The following is an 18713-nucleotide window of genomic DNA, read 5'->3' on the forward strand; positions in this document are numbered from 1 at the left end:
TAGAGGTCTTTATACCGTATCTGAAAGATCGTTCAATTGATCGTCCAAATTATTAACTGATCAGTATTAGGCCCTAGGAATGATCAGCTAGGGAAAGAGGATTAATCGGGCTGATACCCTATTTCTCTTTTGTGGGCTTCAAGTAAATTGTCAACAGGCGGAGGCAATTGCAAATAAAACCCTTTATCCACTAACTCGCTTTTTACCTTTTCAATATCAGCAAACCCTAAATGGTCGCGTTTACTTAAAGGCAGCATCATCACTAATGTCGGCGCGCCAAACATTAGCATTAAAGCCTCGGGAACTTTTGTAAAATCATCACGTTTTTCAATAAATAAGTAAGTTTCTTGCTTACGACTACTTTTATATACTGCACAGATCATATCAGGCTCAATTTCCAAACAATTCAACTTGCCAGCTAATTACCGACACTATAACATGGACTGATCGGAATTTAATGCTTATCGACGTAAAGTTGATCATTTGTAAAGAGTAAAGCAGGAATGTATACACCAAGCCTAGAATTAAAGGGCGCATCCTTTACGCTGTCAGTCCTTCATATTAAGCATCAAGATATGAGCAGACTCACGGCTGAACTTGATAATAAACTTGCTATCGCGCCACAATTTTTTATCGGTGCCCCTTTAGTGATTAATATTGAGCTCATTACCGATCCGTTATTTGATTTAGCCAAACTCAAACACATCCTCACTCAACGTCAATTAATCATTGTAGGCATCACTGCCGCCATTCCCGAACTGATTGAACAAGCCAAAAAACTGGGTCTCGCCATTGTAAAATCAGGCAAACAAAGCCTCAATCAACCACAATTACCTAAAACCACCAAGATCATTGAGCGAAATATTCGCTCTGGACAACAAATTTACACAAAAGGTGGTGATTTAATCATCATAGGCGCCGTTGGCAATGGTGCTGAGGTCATTGCAGATGGTAGCATACACATCTATGGTACATTAAGAGGCAAGGCAATGGCTGGCGCTGCAGGCGATAAACATGCCGTTATCATTGCGAAAAAAATTGAAGCTGAATTAGTCTCTATTGCTGGCCAATATTGGTTAACAGAAAACCTTCAGCACAATGTCACTTCGCAAAGTGCATGTATTCGCTTACAAGGGAATAGCTTAACTGCCGATAATTTATCACTTTAACAACCGACAGATTAAAAGGATAGTAACACATGGCACAAATTATTGTTGTCACCTCTGGTAAAGGCGGTGTGGGAAAAACCACGTCCAGTGCTGCCATTGCAACAGGATTAGCCCTAAAAGGACATAGGACTGTCGTGATTGATTTTGATATTGGATTAAGAAACTTGGATCTCATTATGGGTTGTGAACGACGCGTCGTTTATGACTTTGTTAATGTTATCAATGAGGAAGCCAATCTCAATCAAGCATTGATCAAAGATAAACGCTGTTCAAACTTATACATTCTTCCCGCATCCCAAACGCGAGATAAGAATGCTCTGACAAAAGAAGGCGTCGGAAAAGTATTAGACTTACTCGCTGAGCAATTTGAATATATTATTTGCGACTCCCCTGCAGGCATAGAAAATGGGGCCATGATGGCCTTGTATTTTGCCGATCTGGCTATTGTCACCACCAACCCTGAAGTCAGTTCGGTGCGTGATTCTGATCGAATTTTAGGCATGTTGCAAAGTAAATCCAGGCGGGCCGAACAAGGCTTAGAGCCTGTTAAAGAATTATTGCTACTTAACCGCTATGCGCCAGAAAGAGTCAATAGTGGTGAAATGTTAAGCGTTGCCGATGTCGAAGAAATTCTAGCCATTCCATTATTGGGTGTTATTCCAGAGTCTCAATCTGTACTTAAGGCATCCAATTCCGGGATCCCAGTTATTTTGGATGAAGAAAGTGATGCGGGCATCGCCTACAGCGACAGTGTTGCTCGCCTTCTCGGTGAAGAGGTCGAATTACGTTTTATTACCGAAGAGAAAAAAGGCTTTTTAAAACGCATTTTTGGTCACTAACTTGGATACTAACTTCTTGGTAATTAACTATGTCTTTACTCGATTATTTTAAAAGTGACAAAAAAGTGAATACAGCAGCAACCGCCAAAGAACGTCTCCAGATCATCGTTGCACATCAACGTGGAGAAAGGGACGCTCCAGACTATTTCCCTGAAATGAAAAGAGAAATTATCGAAGTCATCAGAAAATACGTAAATGTGGGTCCAGATAAAATATCGGTTCACTTAGATCAAAATGATGAAAAACTCTCAGTACTTGAGTTAAATGTCACCTTGCCAGAGCCGCAATGACAACTTGCTTATTCTCATATGTTCACCTATGAGAATAAGCCATTATGCAAAGCGTTTAAACAGCGATATCATTAAGGTGATCACCGACAATATTGGCTCTCCACCCTGTCAGTATTAAGGGTAAATCACCTTTTTTTCCGTCCCATAACCAACGCAAATATTCATGAATATGACGCTTTGAGCCAAGTAACTCAATTGGCACTTGCGCCGCTTCAGCTTGAGTCACTAATACCTGTTTAATGGCTTTAAAAGCCGATTTATAGCCTGTTTTAAGAGCAATCACATCAATGGGCTCAGGCAAAAATTCATCACTCACTTGGCTCATGATCTCGATGATTTTCTTGCCATGAACCCGCTTTTCTTGCTCGGTTAAATCAGTCAACTTTGCTAGCTGAGCCATGCTTTTAGGTTGTTTCTTAGACAAAGAGATCAAGGCATGATCTTTAATCACAAATCCCACGGCCATATCTCGTTTTACGGCCACTTCTAGCCGCCATTTCGCTAAATCGCGCAAACAAGCCAACTGCTTAGGCAATAATTGAAACGCATTTTTCACTTTCAAATAGGCTTCTTCAGGATCAACCGGCGTTAATCGATTCTGTGTGATCCGCTCACTTTCGGCCAGAACCCAGTCTAATCGAGACTGATTTTTCAATGTCTCAATCAACTGAGGATAAAGCTTATACAGGTAATACACATCGTTCGCCGCATAGTCTAATTGTGCTTGAGATAGCGGCCGTTTTAACCAATCGGTACGGGACTCGCCTTTATCCAAGTTAACCGATAAAAGCTGCTCGACTAATTTGGCGTAGCCTAAACTATGGCCTAACCCTGCTAGACTGGCGCCAATTTGGCTATCAAAAAGTGGTGCGGGCTGACATTGAGCATAGTGAGCAAACACATCTAAGTCTTCACTACAAGAGTGCAGTACTTTGATCAAATTAGGCTGAGTGAGTAACGCCCAGAAAACAGATAAATTCGTCACGGCCAGAGGATCAATAAGCGCTAATGTTTGACCATCATAAGCTTGAATAAGCCCTAATTTTGCATAATAACTACGAGTACGCACAAATTCTGTATCTAATACTAATAAATCTGCCTGCTCATACTGCCTTACTAACGCTTCAAGGCGCTCATTATCATCTATATACTCAAACGCTAACAATATCTTCTCCAAAATCTGCTTCAAATAAAAAAGCCGACCTATGCCGACTTATTTCAATGCTAGTGTTATATTAACACAAGAAATAGCAGATTTAGTTTTTTTGCTCGTCTCTTAACTCTCGGCGCAATATTTTACCCACATTAGACTTAGGCAGCTCATTTCTGAATTCCACCCATTTAGGGACTTTATAACCCGTTAAATGACCTCGGCAATGCTCAATAATGTCTTCAGGCGTCAGGGCTTCATCATTTTTAACCACAAACACTTTAACCGCTTCACCAGAAGTGTCATGGGGAACGCCTACTGCAGCAACTTCAACCACATTGGAATGCATAGCCACCACATCTTCAATTTCATTAGGAAAAACATTAAAGCCAGACACTAAAATCATGTCTTTTTTACGATCGACAATATAAAAAAAGCCTTCTTCATCCATGTAACCAATATCGCCTGTGGCTAAATAACCGGTTTCATCTATCACCTTTTGCGTTTCTTCGGGCCGTTGCCAATAGCCTTTCATCACTTGTGGCCCTTTAGCGAAAATTTCACCCACTTCGCCTTGAGGTAATAGACTGCCATCATCGCTGCGGATCTGCACATCAGTCATGGCCACAGGAAAACCAATAGAGCTATTGTAACCCTCTAAATTATAGGGACAACAAGTCACTAGAGGTGACGCTTCCGTTAACCCATAGCCTTCGAGCAAACGCGTGTGTGTGATATTTTGCCACTTCTCGGCCACGGCACGTTGTACTGCCATACCGCCACCAATAGAGAGCTTTAAAGTCGAAAAGTCTAAGTCAGAAAAATCCTTTGAGTTAACTAGCGCATTAAATAATGTATTGACGCCAGTTAGCGCTGTGATCGAGTATTTTTTTAATTCACTAATAAAAGCCGGAAGATCCCTTGGATTCGTGATCAATAAATTATTCGCACCTTTATGTATAAACAGCAGGCAATTCACTGTCAGTGCAAAAATATGATAAAGGGGTAAGGCCGTCACCACAAATTCTTCACCGTCATTTAATAAAGGAGAATAAGCCGTATCGGCTTGTAAAACATTACTCACCACATTGCCATGGGTCAACATGGCCCCTTTAGATACGCCCGTTGTTCCACCCGTATACTGCAAAAAGGCAAGATCTGAGGCATCAAAATGCGGTTTTACATATTGCATTCTACGGCCTTTCGATAAAGATTGACGCATCGAAATAGCATGAGGTAAATGGTATTTCGGCACCATTTTTTTCACATACTTGACCACGAAGTTAACTAATGTCCGCTTTGGTGCACTCAGCAAATCACCGAGCCCCGTTAATATCACACTTTCAATTTGAGTCTTTTTCACCACTTTATCTAAGGTGTGTGCAAAATTCGAAACAACAACAATCGCTTTCGCGCCAGAATCATTTAACTGATGTTGTAATTCACGTGGGGTGTACAAAGGGTTGACATTCACAACAACCATGCCAGCTCTTAATATGCCAAATAAAGCAATGGGATATTGCAATAAATTAGGCATCATAATTGCAACTCTGTCACCTTTTTTTAATTTTAATTCATTTTGCAAATAGGCAGCAAAAGCACGGCTACGTTCTTCTAATTTACGATAGGTTAAACTGGCTCCCATATTAATAAAAGCTGCTTGATCTGAATATTTAGCCACTGAGCTTTCAAACAAGTCAACCAGTGACGCATATTCATTCAGGTTTATTTCGGCAGGTACATCATCAGGTAAATTATTAATCCAAGGCTGATCCAAAACTCTCTCCTCATGCCTTCAATGTGATGAAAGCAGTACAACAAAAGCCTATTCATCAAATGCATGACACACCTTGATAACAGGCTTAATGTTTGCGTTTCTATTGCCAGTGATAAAAATCATACAAGCGTTTTATTTTTTGAACATCATCACATAAATGAAACAAAAAACCTAGTCAAAATTTACATATACGTCAGTGAAATAAAACCGCGAGTTTCAAAACAGCTCAAAGACTCGGTTTAAAAGCCCTATTATTAAGTAAGCGCCTTTGAACTAATGAAATACAGACAGTCCCGCCATTATCCTCCATGGCAGTCGTTGATGATTGAAATTAATAATGAGAATTAAAATCTCGTTCACCTTCATCCATATGATGTTTAAGGATAAAAAGTATCGTATTCGAATGTATGTAAATGAACGACCATGAGTCGTATATCGAAAACAGTTAAGGCTTCATAAAATCCGTGATCGCACTTGCAACTTCAGCCGCATTACCCATATGAAGATGATGATCCCCTTTTAACTGCCTGGTCGATAATTGTTTAAACCATTTTTTTGCCTGTGGCAGTGCAGTTTGCAATGTTGAATAGCCCTCCTGCCCTGTGATCAATAAAGTTTGACAGCTATGATCTTGCATCAAGGCATCCACTTGTTCAAAACTTAAACGTGTGGGTGAATCTAATCTCAATCGAGGATCACTGCGCCAACTCACTCCAGTTCCTTTTTGAACCATATTGCGCTGAGTCAACAATTCGCACCAAGGCCAATCAAGCCCTGTTAATTTATGCCTCGCATTCACTGCAATCTTCACATTATCGTAAACGCTGGGGGCTTTTTCCTTGTTAGTAAGGTATGTTTGATAATCTTTAAAGCTTTTATTTAATCTGGCTTTATTCTTTTTGGCCGATTCAAAAATAGGCGCCAAGGCTTCGATTAAAATGAGTTTTTTCGCTTTTTCAGGAAAAGCGGCAGTAAAAGCGGCCGCAACAATCCCCCCTAATGAATGGCCCACAATGGCAGCAGGTGCTTTTCTATCTGTAAGGAAAGTCATTAATACATCTAAATCATAAATATAATCGACCCAATGCAAAGGGTAATGACCTGGGTGATGATCGGAATGTCCATGGCCTGGCCAATCGATGGCCAACACTTGAAAATCCTTCAAATGCCCCGCAAGGGGCTCAAAACTATTGGCATTGTCTAACCAACCATGCAAAGCCAACAATAAAGGTTTATCGTCTCGTCCCCATAACCTAGCAGACAAATTCAGATGAGGTAATTGAATTTGAACCTCTTCATGCTCAATATTTAAAACGGCGCTCATATTACCCCTTACGTAATCTCTTAACTTAAGTCACTTCAAGATACAGATATAAACACATCTAGCTAAAAATAAAGAGCATAAAATCGCCATGCTTCTTGACTCAATCATACTCTTTATTCAATCTTCAATGTCTTGCAGCAAGATTAAAACCTATTTCCATTAACGACCAGTAAATTATTACTTAACGATTCGGCTTGATAAACTTTAACGTCATTCTATCACTCTCACCAATATCCAAATAGGCTTGTTTATTCTTATCCCCCCCTTTTAACGATGGCGGTAAACTCCAAACACCATGAGGATAATCTTTCGTATCGGTTAAATTCGCATTAACTTCAGAGCTGGCCACTAAGGTAAAGCCCACTTTTTTTGCTAAAGCAATCACTTCATCTTGCTCCATATAACCACTTGTGGCTAACATCCCCTCTTTACCTCTATGCTCAACAACCCCAAAGGTACCACCGGGTTTTAATACTTTAAAAGCCGATTGAAACACAGGCAATAAATAATCTTTTACGGCCCAATTATGCAAATTTCTAAAAGTGAGTACGACATCTGCACTATTGTTTGGTCCAAGTGAATAATGCGTTGGTGGATCAAAGGTCACCACCTCAGCCTGAGAAGTCTGAGTTTTACTGTTTTTCAGCCATATTTTAAATTTTTTTGCCGATGTCGCACGATAACCCTTTTGCTTTGCGGCATCACTGGGATGACTGTCAAAAATAGCCCCGATATATTGCCCTTTTTTGTTCAAATAAGGCGCTAGTATTTCAGCATACCAGCCGCCTCCGGGCCACAATTCAACCACAGTATCAGTGGGTTTCACGCCAAAAAACACTAAGGTCTCAAAAGGGTGCCGATAAACATCCCGTGCCACATTACTGGGGGTTCTAAAATCACTTTTTACCGCCGCTAGTAGCTGATCATTAGCACTTACTTGATCACTGCTACTCATCGCCGAAAAGCTCAAACCTGCGGCAAATAAGCCCCCACTGACAAGTAATAGTCGAGGCCAGCGCTTTAGCTGTAATACTCGCTTCATAGTGATCAGTGATGAATAAAACCATTGAGGATTAAAAACAGTATTTAAAGACATATTCTTTCTTCCATGACGTTCAATAAACAATCAAAGTAACAGCCACCCAATGAAAAACCAAGTTTTTCTCACCTATCAATTTAAATCACAGTATCAAGAAGATGGTTTAGCATCACAGACTCGACGCCAACTTAAAAACAGCATCCAACCACTCAATAACAACCAAATCGCCACCCAAATCCAAGCGGGGATCCAAGTTTGTGACGCTAACATTGCCGCATCCCCCCTGCCTCCAATCCCTAATAAATAAGTTGGGCTTGCAAAGGCATTGAGCATGATCATTAAGGCCATGATCCTAAGCCAAGTATTAAAAAAGGCTTTCCCCTTAAGTTTCAATGGTAATAAAAACAAACCCGCCAGCACTAACAAGATCACTATGGTGAGGAGATCCCGCCCCCACAATGCAATAGTCAATAACACTCCCACTCCTAGCAGCCCATAACTGACCCGTATGCCTCGAGAAGACGTGGCTAGAATAAATAACAGAAATCCCCAAAGTGCAGCGCCAAAATAACCGCTAAAACCTATGGCAACCGGCCAGCCTCCTTGGCTAAAACATAGACCAGCGCCATTAGGGAACAGTTGAATATGACTCACTGACCCACCTGTCATTAGCGTTGCCAATCCGTGAGAAAGTTCATGAAAATAACTCTCTAGCCATTTAAACGGAATTTGAATAAAAGGTAAACGCGTCACGATGAACGCAACAAACAACTCGATAAAAAAACGCCCTTTGGTGGGAATTTTAGATTGGCGCATTATGATGTCCTATTGATAATGGCTTGGATATAAGCTAGATATAAGCTAGGTATAAGCCCTCCATATTATCTATCCATTAGTGATACAGCAATAAAAAGCCCACTGAGTATTTTAAAGACTCAGTGGGCGACATTTAATGATATTCGACTTTAAGATTTACTCACATAAACGTTATGATTAGTATTGAGCCGTTCTTATCAAAGCGTCACATGAAAGGTGATACTCACTTCACCATCCCCCGTCGTTGGCACTATATCTTCCGCTAAAGGCTGGTAAGCATCACTTGCAATAGTGGCTGGTGCAGAATAACTCCCCGCACCGCCCGCACCAGCTACATAACTCGTATCGTAAGCAAAAGGATAGGATTCGAGGTAATAATCAATATCATCATCTAACTCCTCAGGTGAAGAAGGAATATATTCATACACATCTTCCTCATAGTAAAGCTGACTGCCACCACCACCACCATAGCCTCCACCGCCAATTGCCCCGTAAAATTGCCCCGCCATATCATAGCGATAATAATCCTGACAACTAAATTGACTCAAATGATCTGAGGTAGCCTTTAAACCATGTCCTCCCTGTCCTGCTGCTTCATCAAAATACGGAGTACCCGTTACCCAGCTCACTTGTCCTTCAGCTTCAAAACAATCATCAGTATAAACACCATCAATATAATCAATTAGCCAACCTGTGTTCCCCCCCCAGCCAGTGTTACCTGTCGATAAGCTATTGACTATACCATCTTGTGCGGTTCCCCCTGTGCCACCCGCTCCCTGACCATCACTGTTACCGCCTTGTCCTTGATATCCCTCTAACGATGAGTAACCATCTTCTCCCGTCGCTATGCCAGCAACATCATAACTCGCTATCGCAATCCCTCCGGCGCCCCCACTACCACCATAATGATAATCTGTATCATCATAACCATAAGTGAGTCCCGCTCCTCCACCACCACCAGCTACTAACAAGGCGTTAGTGCTACTCAATGGGTTAACTTCACTTAACTCAGACGTCGTCACTAACGTGGCTTGCCCTCCCCATCCTGAATAAGGCCCCTCAGACCCGATATAATAATAAAGTGTATCGCTATCAAGATCATTTAGGCTTAATTGAGTCTGCGCATAGCCTCGTGCACCCGCCATACTCGACTGCGTATAATCTAGACTGAGATCTATCTCTTCCCCCTGACCTGCCCCACCGTAAGCACTTATCCACGCGGGGGTATCACCATCAATAATTCCACTCCCCTCAATAAAATAATCCGTTAAACTCACTCCCGCAGCAACATTGGCATCAAAGAGTAATCTATCTATCTCTACCTTATATATTGCATCGCCATTTTTATCCTCAATAGGAAACTCACAGGTCACTAAATAATCTGTCTCGACATTTAATAGCGTTTTATAGCAGTTAAGATTTGGTGAAAAGCTCTCAGACAAATCAAAGGTGATCTTTACCTCACCATCATTAATATCATGCGACTCATATGCCTGGGGCTGATTGCTGGCGGTAATCAAATTACCATGCCCTAAACTGCCACCGCCGCCACCGCCAAAAAAACCCGCATTTTCACTAGAACTATCACTTCCTCTTCCGGCTCCGCCGCCACCATAACCACCACCACCGCCACCTCCGCTATATTTCTTATTCCCCATCCCCCCAGAACCATCTGCTTCAGAGACAAGCACAGGTGAATCTGCAAGCCAGCCTGTCTGTTCATAACTCGTTCCCTGATAAACCATACCTCCACCTTTCCCGCCAAAACCATCGCTTCCACTTCGTGATTCGACAGAACTGCCTCCCATGCCTCCCAGCCCTTCCCCTTCAGAACTTCCACCTAAACCATTATAAGAATCATAATAACCATTCCCACCATCATTCCCTTGAGCGTACACACTCACACCTTCAACGGGCAATACCACGCCACCATCCCCACCATCATGCTGATGCCCTGTCACGTAACCAGTACCACTCCCGCCTCCGCCGCCAGCAATCAACAACACCCTGTCCTTAATACTGCTATCAGCATTGATTTCAGACAAATTCGCTTGTAATGCCACAATAGAACTGGCTCCCCCAGTCCCTGACGATGACGACGAGATGTGTATATGGATGCCAGCCTCACCTACAAAGTAGTGAAGCTCTGTCTGCTGAAATGCCTGTGCAAAGGTATAAAGCGTCGCAGAGAAAAAGCCATAGCCCCCATAACCACCACGGCCATCAAAATCATTATATGAACTTTTCCCGCCATTCCCTCCCCAGCTGGAAACCCAAAATGGCGTATCATAATCCGCCCTAGGGTCAAACTCTTGGATCATGGGCAATATCAATGATTCAATATCAACATGGCTTTGAGTAGCAGGAAAAGTACATTCCACCAGATCTGTATCTGTGTCTTTGAATTCACATATATCCTCAAAACCCGTCTCCGCCTGCAGCCGATTACCCAGCATAGACAAGATAATGGCACTGAATAAAAAGCTATATTGAAAACAAGGATGAGTGATACTGTGATTTGATTTTTTCTGATTAAGTCTCATTTTGATACTCCCCTTGACTAAATATAAAACGAGTCTTTCAAATTAAAAAAGGCGCATCTAGAAGATGAACTTTTATTTATAGTAGTGAATTAAAAAATTAAGACCTGTTTCTGAATGACCATTTACACCAAATTATATTTATCAACATTAATTGACAATGTTAAATTTAAAAAGTGGAATATATCATAATGAATCTATTGTAAAATTAATTATGCCTACTATGAAGACAAAAAGAGAAGAGTATTATTATATAAAATACAATAAGATATAAAATTATGTCGTAATGAACAATTTGACATGAAATATTACATATTTAACATTATTGAAGAGTATATTAACGACCTATTCAGCCAACATAAAGGTTAACTGAATATCAAATATAGAAAATGTAATTTAAATAAAAATACCAATATAAAATAATAAAAATTTTACAGCTAAACATTAACTATATTTAAAAAACGCCCGCAGGCGTATTTATGATATAACGGTGATCCCTTTCAAGTGAATGCAATGCTAAAGTGAAATGCTCGAGAAACTCACTTTATACGGGTTTCAACACGCTTTATGCGACTTAGCTGCTTTCGATATACGACTTCATGGTCGTTCATTCACATCCATGTGAGCACGGCATTTGTTCATCCGTAAACATCAGATCAGGGATGTAGAGCCACGTTTGAACCCAAGCCGAGCATCACTATTAGCTTCAATTCGCTTCAATCATATGCGACCGCCATGGATGGCGGGACTGGCTGTTAATGCATGAAGCAATTAACGACTATGCCTACAGCATGTTGAACTCCCGCTGAAAGATCACTTATATAATAGAATTGGTATTATTCTCTTCCTGGCAGTTTTTTCCAAGTAACAGTATCACGCAGATAAACTGGCGCTAATTCATCAACACTGGTGGCGTCACCTTGCTGATATCCCATTTGTGCTAATGCTAGCATAGCGCTGGCCTTAGGGAATTTAGCTTGTTCGCATAGACTCATCTTATCGGTTAAGCTTAGCAGCTCAGGATACGCATCAAAACCTGTGCCAGCACAGTAAATACTGACCGCTGCATCCAATTGCATTGTCACTTCTTCAGGGCGGCTCACTCTCTCTTCCCCCACTAAAGTCGCCATGCCATTAACGTCAATAAACTGTCCCCAGTAAACCTCTCCCATACGAGCATCAATGGCACAGAGGACTTGCTTAGCCCCTTCTTCTGTAATGGCGATTTGCGCCATCGCAGCAAGTGTTGATATGCCAATCACAGGCACATTCAAGCCTAATGCCAAACCTTGAGTCATACTCGTGCAAATACGAATACCTGTAAAACTCCCTGGGCCTCGGCCATAGGCGATTAACTCAATGTCCTTTAATGACACTTGTGCTTGCTTTAATACACTGTCGACCATAGGTAATAGCCGCTGACTATGCTCACGAGGTGCATCCACTTGCTGTTGGTAGGTGCTACCATCAGTCATGAGCGCCACAGAGCAAGACTCAGTACTAGTATCCAGTGCTAATATCGTTAATGAGGTTTCTTTTTGAACGTCTTGTGTCATTTATGGGTAACCGCAACAAATAATAATTCGCCGCTAGTATACCCGCTAGTATCAATGAGGTTAAGTCTGGCTCATTTAAAATTTATCAACCACACGATGATAGGTACCATCCTAAATTCCACAGCAATGTTCACATCAAACATTAACATTCAATCAGAACACCATACTCAATATTGCATTAACAGGTGAGTCATGGTAAAAAAACAACAGTTAAGTTATTCGATTTCATTGAGAAAAGCCATTTTTTGTCATAATAATCAATGACATTAAATAGACACTGGCTTTATCTAATAAGTATACGGTCATTAATTTACGTCATTTTCATTAAATTGATAAACGGATGTTATAACAAAAGAATCCATAAAAGAAATTAAGTAACAAAACGGCAATCATGTTCGCAACCTTGATTAAATCCGTTATCTTAAGTACTAAACCGTGAAACCAAGAGAAGAATATGCAACGAAATCATTTAGTCGCCGATGTCGGTGGCACCAATATTCGTATCGCGCTCGCTGATCAAAGTAAGATTAATCACATTCAAACCTTTAAATGTGCCGAATTCTCCTCTTTAGAAGCAGCTATTAATCATTATATTACAAACAATCAGTTCATTATTGATAAAGCTTGCATCTGTATTGCGGGCCCTGTTAACGATAATGACGATGTCAAAATGACTAATCTGGACTGGCGCTTTTCAGCTCACTCTATCGAAGAGCATTGCAACATCAATACTGTCCATCTCATTAATGATTATCATGCCATCGCCATGTCTTTACCTTATTTAAAGCCCTCGCAGCTCATCAAGATGAGTCAAGCAAAAGGCCAAGACAGCGCCCCTAAAATGGTTTGTGGCCCAGGAACGGGATTAGGCATTGCTCAACTGGTTCCCATTGGTGAACACTATCACTGTATCAGTGGTGAAGGCGGCCATATTGCTTTTGCACCGTCCACGGAACAACAAATACAAGTGCTGAGCTATCTGTTTAGTCAACATGAGCGTGTATCCATCGAAAGATTATTATCCGGTCAAGGGATAGTCAATATCTATCATGCCTTGGCCGCTCAAGCAAAACACTCCCCGCTTTATCACGATGCAAAAGACATAACAGAAGGCTTCATTCAAAAAAGCGATCCTTTATGTGTTGAAAGCATAGAACTTTTCCTCGACATTTTGGCACAATTTTTAGGCGATCTTGTACTAATGAATGGTGCATTTGGTGGTGTGTATATTGCTGGAGGCATTATGCCTCGTCTTATTAAGCACATAGATTTTGACAAATTTAATCAATGTTATACTCATAAAGGTCGATTCAAAAGCTATGTCAGCCAAGCGCCTTTATATCTCATCACTGAACCCCAACCCGGACTCATTGGCGCTGAAGCCTATTTAAATCAATCCACCCCTTAACCCTGCTAGCCCTAGAGTCAGCCTCAAATGCTGACTCCACTCCATTTATTTTTAATGAAAACATAGCCCGTGGGCTAAAGTTAACTCAACTGCCTCAATCACTCATTGCTATTCAACTTAAATTCACAAACCTAAAATAACCCTGAAAATGTAAAAAGTCGCAATCATCAACTAATATATTGAATAAATGATGACAAGTTAAGCGGCGCCAAAGCAACATGATAAACATTAAACATTTACAAGGTCATAATGTCGACATCTCACCTACTGAGTTTCAGCACTTTAGCTCCAAACTAGACTCACAGATATTATTTGAAGGCTGCGAAGAATATGAGCAATCGAGACAAATTTTTAATCACATTTTCAACCGTAAACCTGCCTTCATTATAAAACCGACAGGAACGGCAGACGTTCAAGCCACTGTTCAATTCGCCATGAAGCATCAATTAGTGATCTCCATTAAAAGTGGGGGACATAATGTCGCCGGCCATGCCAGCTGTGAAGGCGGTATTCTTATGGATTTATCCTTAATGCAAGGTATTCATGTGGATACAAACACTCAACAAGTGAGAGTGGAAGCTGGCGCCTTATTGCATAAATTAGATCATGAAACTCAAGCGGTTGGTTTAGCTGTACCTGTCGGTGTGGTATCAGTAACCGGTGTCGCAGGTTTAACCTTAGGTGGTGGCTTTGGCTGGCTAACGGGCAAGCATGGTTTATCCATTGACAATCTCATCTCAGCACAAATTATCACCAGTGACGGTAAAATTAGGGACATTTCAAAAAACAAGCATGCCGATTTATTTTGGGCCATCAAAGGGGGAAGTGGCAATTTTGGCATTATCACTTCTTTTTTATTTCAAGCCCACCCCGTCGGCCCCGACGTGCTCTTTTGCAGTCCAATGTACGCCATTGATAAAGCAGAAAGCGTTTTATTGCAATGGCAGAATTTTATGGAAAATGCCAGCCGAGATTTTACCTCCGTCGCTTTTATTTATCGTGTCCCCGTTAGCACTCGTTTTCCTAAGCACTTACATAATCAAGATGTGGTCATGCTCGCAGGCGTCCATCTTGGTAAACATAAAGAAGCACACAAACACACTCAAGCTCTTTGTTCTTTTGATGGTCTACTTCACGATGCTACCTCTATCATGCCTTTTGAACAAGTACAGCAATGGTTTGAAAATTGGAATAATGATGACTTACAGCCGCAACGCTTTTATTTCAAATCAATATACACAGATCAATTAGACAAACCTATTTTAAAAGAATTTATTGACGGCTTTCGGTTAAGACCTCTTTCCACCTGCAAGGGAAATGTATCATTTGTTATTCAATGCCTCAGAGGCGCATTTAAAGAAGTGCCCGAGGAGGACACCGCATTTGGCTCAAGAAAACCCCACTTTATGTTAGAATCCAATTTAGCTTGGATTGAAGATCACTTTGATGACGCTAACATCGCTTGGGGCCGAGCACTATGGAATAGGCTCTCCGCTTATTCAAATGAAAGCCGTATTTATATCAATCATTCAGGCGTTGAAGAAGATCATCTTGATCGGCTAGCTTCTGTATTTGGAAAAAACTACGATAAACTCAGACAAATAAAAAAGAAGTACGACCCAATGAATTTATTCCGCCACAACGCCAACATACCGCCCGCAGACTAAAAATACAAAATGAGATATCAATTAAGCTCATCATTCATATCAGGATCATAAACTCTGATAATTAACAGTACCTATTCTTCACTTAGAATAAAAATAGTAATACCAATTCCATTATATAGATGATCAATTCAGAGCTTCTCAGGCTTTTCAATTCAAGGCGCATTTATGCTGTAATGGTGATCCCTTTCAAATGAATGCAACGCTGAAGTGGAATGTCTGAGAAGCTCACTTTGTGCGGGTTTCAACATACTTTATGCTACGTTAGATGCTTTCGATATAGAATGACTATTAGCTTCAATCATCTGCCTTGCCTACAGCATGTTGAATTCCCGCTGAAAGATCACTTATATAATAGAATTGGTATAAGCCTCCTATATTTTTCATTAGAAAAGAACACGTCAAAAAGAAAAATTTAACTATACTCAACAGCATGAAAGTTGCTCTCATTTTATCTTTGTCCATAAAAGCGATTTAATCATGCCCAAAAAAATAGCCAATTCAATTAAACTTCAACTTCAATTTGCCACCAGCGCCATTATCATCTTATTTATTATTTTCGCCTATTTTAACCATCAAATTATCGAAACTGAAAATAGTGTCTTATCTCTTGAAATGAATGTCTCCAATTCATCTAATCGCTTATTAATGATGAGGCGACATGAAAAAGATTTTATCGCTAGAATGGATAAACAATACATAGTATTATTACAAGAACAAGGAGAACAATTAAAACAAGATATCATCCAAATCGAAAATTTGCTCAATGCCAATAATATCAACCTTGATTATGACAGCGGCAGTATGATCAACAGTATCGACACTTATTTAAGCACCGTGAATGAATTATCTTTGGTCTTATTAACGATCAATGGCGCAAACAATGATGGATTGAAACATCAACTGCAACTGGCACTCATGGCCCTTGAAAAAGACATTATCAATACAAAAGACCAGCATATACAACTCACTTTTTGGCAAGTACAGCAAGATATTTATCATTATTTTATTTTACATGAAGCTCAATACCAACAAAATTTTACCCAAGACATTGCACAATTAACGTCGCTATTATCCTCTCAGCCCAATAATGAAGCACTAAACAATGAACTCCAAACCTTCACTACACTATTGCTGCAAGTAGAAGAATTGAAACAGACTGTCGGGATCAATCAGCATTTGGGATTACAAGGGTTACTTAGACGCAGTATTCATGCTGTCGAAAACCAACTCAATATTCTTAACATTGAAATTCCATTGGCCCTGACTAATAAACTCGACAACTTAGAAAATCTCAATCGTTTACTGATTTTATTGCTCTTTATTTCACTCATTTCTGTTTTATTTTATCTTACCCGTTCATTAACTAAAATTGAAAATGATTTAAAACGACTCAATATACAAGCGCAAACATCAAATAAAGCCAAAAGTGCCTTTTTAGCCAATATGTCTCACGAAATTCGCACCCCCTTAAATGGTATTATCGGCATGTCAGGTATTTTAGCTGAAACCAGACTCACTCCCACTCAGCAAGAACATCTTGATACCATAGAAACATCTTCACAAACATTATTAATGCTTATCAATGATGTACTGGACTTATCCAAAATTGAATCCGGTAATTTAGAAATCACCGCCAGTGAAACCAATATTCGTGAAGTCGCTTATGATACACTCGCCATCATAGTCTCTAAAGCTATCGAAAAATCCATCAATTTAGACGTCAACATTGACGATAATGTCCCTTTTAATGTGCAACTTGATGAACATAGGTTACGTCAGATATTAATGAACCTGATGTCTAATGCGATCAAATTTACCCATTCTGGCACCATTACCATTCATATTCATTTGAGCGACAAGCAACAAAATCAATTACGACTCTACTTTGCCGTGACCGATACAGGAACCGGCATAGAGAAAGACAAGCAAATCAGTATTTTTTCTCCATTTACTCAAGAAGATAGCTCTATTACGCGCCAATTTGGCGGTACGGGATTAGGACTCAGTATTAGCTCACAACTGGTTGAGCTAATGGGTGGAAAATTGGAGGTCGATTCAAAAAAAGGCCAAGGGAGCACTTTCTTTTTCACTCTTGATGCCAGGCTTATCGATGAGCAAGCTTTCACTGCCACTCAAGTTCTCAAAGACGCCGCTATTACGCTTATTAGCCATGATGCAGAACTTAGCGAAACATTAAGCAATAGGCTTAGCTACTATGGCATCACAGTCAAACAATGTTTAGCTAATATTGGCGATATTCAAACCTTAACCGCAAACCATATTGTTATTTATCATTATCAAGGAGAAGATCCTAAGGATTTTTTCCGTAAATTGAACACCTTTCAAGAGCAACACCCATCAATACCTTTTATTGTGTGTCAGCACATTCTCACCCCCAATATTGACTTTAAGGATAAGATCGATGGCATTATCAAATACCCACTACTTGGGACTCGCCTTATCAATACCTTAGTCAATGGAATAAAATATTGTCACCTTCGCGAGAATAAAACCGCACAAGCATTAATGAATACGGCACCAAAAACGGATAATAACAATGCAACCGCAGACAAAACACAGAAATTCATTCTTATTGTCGAAGATAATTTGGTCAACCAAAAAGTCGTGTCTTTATTTTTGTCCAAAGAAAATTACCGTTATGAAATAGCCAATAATGGATTAGAAGCACTGGAAAAAATCAAACAAGGCCTCCCTTTTGATTTAATTCTCATGGACTGCATGATGCCAGAAATGGATGGATTTACCGCGACTAAGGCCATTCGGCAATACGAACAAGAAAGCCATCTTCCCCCCTTGCCCATAGTGGCACTGACCGCCAGTATTTTAGATCAAGATATCAAAATGTGCACTGACGTAGGCATGGATGACTATCTCTCAAAACCCATTCAAAAAGCCAAACTCTTTGACATGATTAACAAGCACATTACATATTCGTAATCACTCAATGTCATTTTGGACGCTTTTCTTCGAAGAATAATCAGGTTTGACAGAAATAATTCAGCCCATAATCCTGCGGTTTTAAGGGCTTTTTTAATTTTAATTGGCCTTATTTAACTTAAATTGATAAAAATCGATAAAAAAATTCAGAAAGTATTGCTATACTTGCGCGGAATTTTA

The 18713-nt window shown here is 40.2% G+C and carries 14 protein-coding genes; 6 read left to right on the forward strand and 8 right to left on the reverse strand.

The features are described from left to right. Positions 1 to 101 precede the first annotated feature (101 nt). Positions 102 to 383, reverse strand: coding sequence for a YcgL domain-containing protein (locus Q0791_RS16525; RefSeq protein WP_299008701.1), 282 nt, complete (start codon positions 381 to 383; stop codon positions 102 to 104). 120 nt (positions 384 to 503) lie between these two features. Here Q0791_RS16525 and minC point away from each other — a divergent pair, with 120 nt between their 5' ends. From minC to minE, 3 genes are read left to right on the forward strand one after another with little or no spacing between them, the layout of a single operon-like run. After that, positions 504 to 1169 carry a septum site-determining protein MinC gene (gene minC / locus Q0791_RS16530; protein ID WP_299008703.1) on the forward strand — a complete coding sequence of 222 codons (666 nt, stop codon included), beginning with the start codon at positions 504 to 506 and terminating at the stop codon, positions 1167 to 1169. 29 nt (positions 1170 to 1198) lie between these two features. Further along, the gene (gene minD, locus Q0791_RS16535; RefSeq protein ID WP_299008705.1) at positions 1199 to 2008 is read left to right on the forward strand and encodes a septum site-determining protein MinD; all 810 of its coding nucleotides are present in this window, start codon (positions 1199 to 1201) and stop codon (positions 2006 to 2008) included. A gap of 29 nt (positions 2009 to 2037) precedes the next feature. Continuing rightward, on the forward strand, positions 2038 to 2298 hold the full coding sequence (gene minE, locus Q0791_RS16540) for a cell division topological specificity factor MinE (RefSeq protein ID WP_299008707.1): 261 nt from the start codon (positions 2038 to 2040) through the stop codon (positions 2296 to 2298). A 55-nt stretch (positions 2299 to 2353) separates the two neighbouring features. On the opposite strand, the gene rnd is transcribed toward minE, so the two are convergent. From rnd to tsaB, 7 genes are all read right to left on the reverse strand, one after another. Next, positions 2354 to 3463: a ribonuclease D gene (gene rnd / locus Q0791_RS16545; RefSeq protein ID WP_299008710.1), complete on the reverse strand. Its 1110-nt coding sequence runs from the start codon at positions 3461 to 3463 to the stop codon at positions 2354 to 2356. A gap of 91 nt (positions 3464 to 3554) precedes the next feature. Beyond that, positions 3555 to 5225 carry a long-chain-fatty-acid--CoA ligase FadD gene (gene fadD, locus Q0791_RS16550; protein WP_299008712.1) on the reverse strand — a complete coding sequence of 557 codons (1671 nt, stop codon included), beginning with the start codon at positions 5223 to 5225 and terminating at the stop codon, positions 3555 to 3557. 445 nt (positions 5226 to 5670) lie between these two features. Next, complete coding sequence (locus tag Q0791_RS16555; RefSeq protein ID WP_299008713.1) at positions 5671 to 6549, reverse strand: alpha/beta hydrolase; 879 nt, start codon at positions 6547 to 6549, stop codon at positions 5671 to 5673. 181 nt (positions 6550 to 6730) lie between these two features. Next, positions 6731 to 7504 (reverse strand): methyltransferase, encoded by a 774-nt coding sequence (locus tag Q0791_RS16560; protein WP_299008767.1) that lies wholly within the window; start codon positions 7502 to 7504, stop codon positions 6731 to 6733. Positions 7505 to 7738: 234 nt separating this feature from the next. Continuing rightward, positions 7739 to 8404, reverse strand: coding sequence for a M50 family metallopeptidase (locus tag Q0791_RS16565; RefSeq protein ID WP_299008715.1), 666 nt, complete (start codon positions 8402 to 8404; stop codon positions 7739 to 7741). A gap of 197 nt (positions 8405 to 8601) precedes the next feature. Then, on the reverse strand, positions 8602 to 10947 hold the full coding sequence (locus Q0791_RS16570; protein ID WP_299008717.1) for a hypothetical protein: 2346 nt from the start codon (positions 10945 to 10947) through the stop codon (positions 8602 to 8604). Between the two features lie 833 nt (positions 10948 to 11780). Beyond that, positions 11781 to 12500 carry a tRNA (adenosine(37)-N6)-threonylcarbamoyltransferase complex dimerization subunit type 1 TsaB gene (gene tsaB / locus Q0791_RS16575; protein WP_299008719.1) on the reverse strand — a complete coding sequence of 240 codons (720 nt, stop codon included), beginning with the start codon at positions 12498 to 12500 and terminating at the stop codon, positions 11781 to 11783. Positions 12501 to 12954: 454 nt separating this feature from the next. Here tsaB and glk point away from each other — a divergent pair, with 454 nt between their 5' ends. From glk to Q0791_RS16590, 3 genes are all read left to right on the forward strand, one after another. Further along, a complete protein-coding gene (gene glk / locus Q0791_RS16580) occupies positions 12955 to 13908 on the forward strand; it encodes a glucokinase (protein ID WP_299008721.1) in 954 nt (317 codons plus the stop codon). Positions 13909 to 14126: 218 nt separating this feature from the next. After that, entirely contained in the window at positions 14127 to 15575 is a 1449-nt protein-coding gene (locus tag Q0791_RS16585; protein ID WP_299008723.1) for an FAD-binding oxidoreductase, read from the forward strand. 477 nt (positions 15576 to 16052) lie between these two features. Next, positions 16053 to 18533, forward strand: a complete 2481-nt coding sequence (locus tag Q0791_RS16590; RefSeq protein ID WP_299008726.1) for an ATP-binding protein — start codon at positions 16053 to 16055, stop codon at positions 18531 to 18533. Positions 18534 to 18713 lie beyond the last annotated feature (180 nt).

It is taken from the genome of uncultured Shewanella sp., from assembly GCF_947495455.1.
Classification (GTDB): Bacteria; Pseudomonadota; Gammaproteobacteria; order Enterobacterales; family Shewanellaceae; genus Shewanella.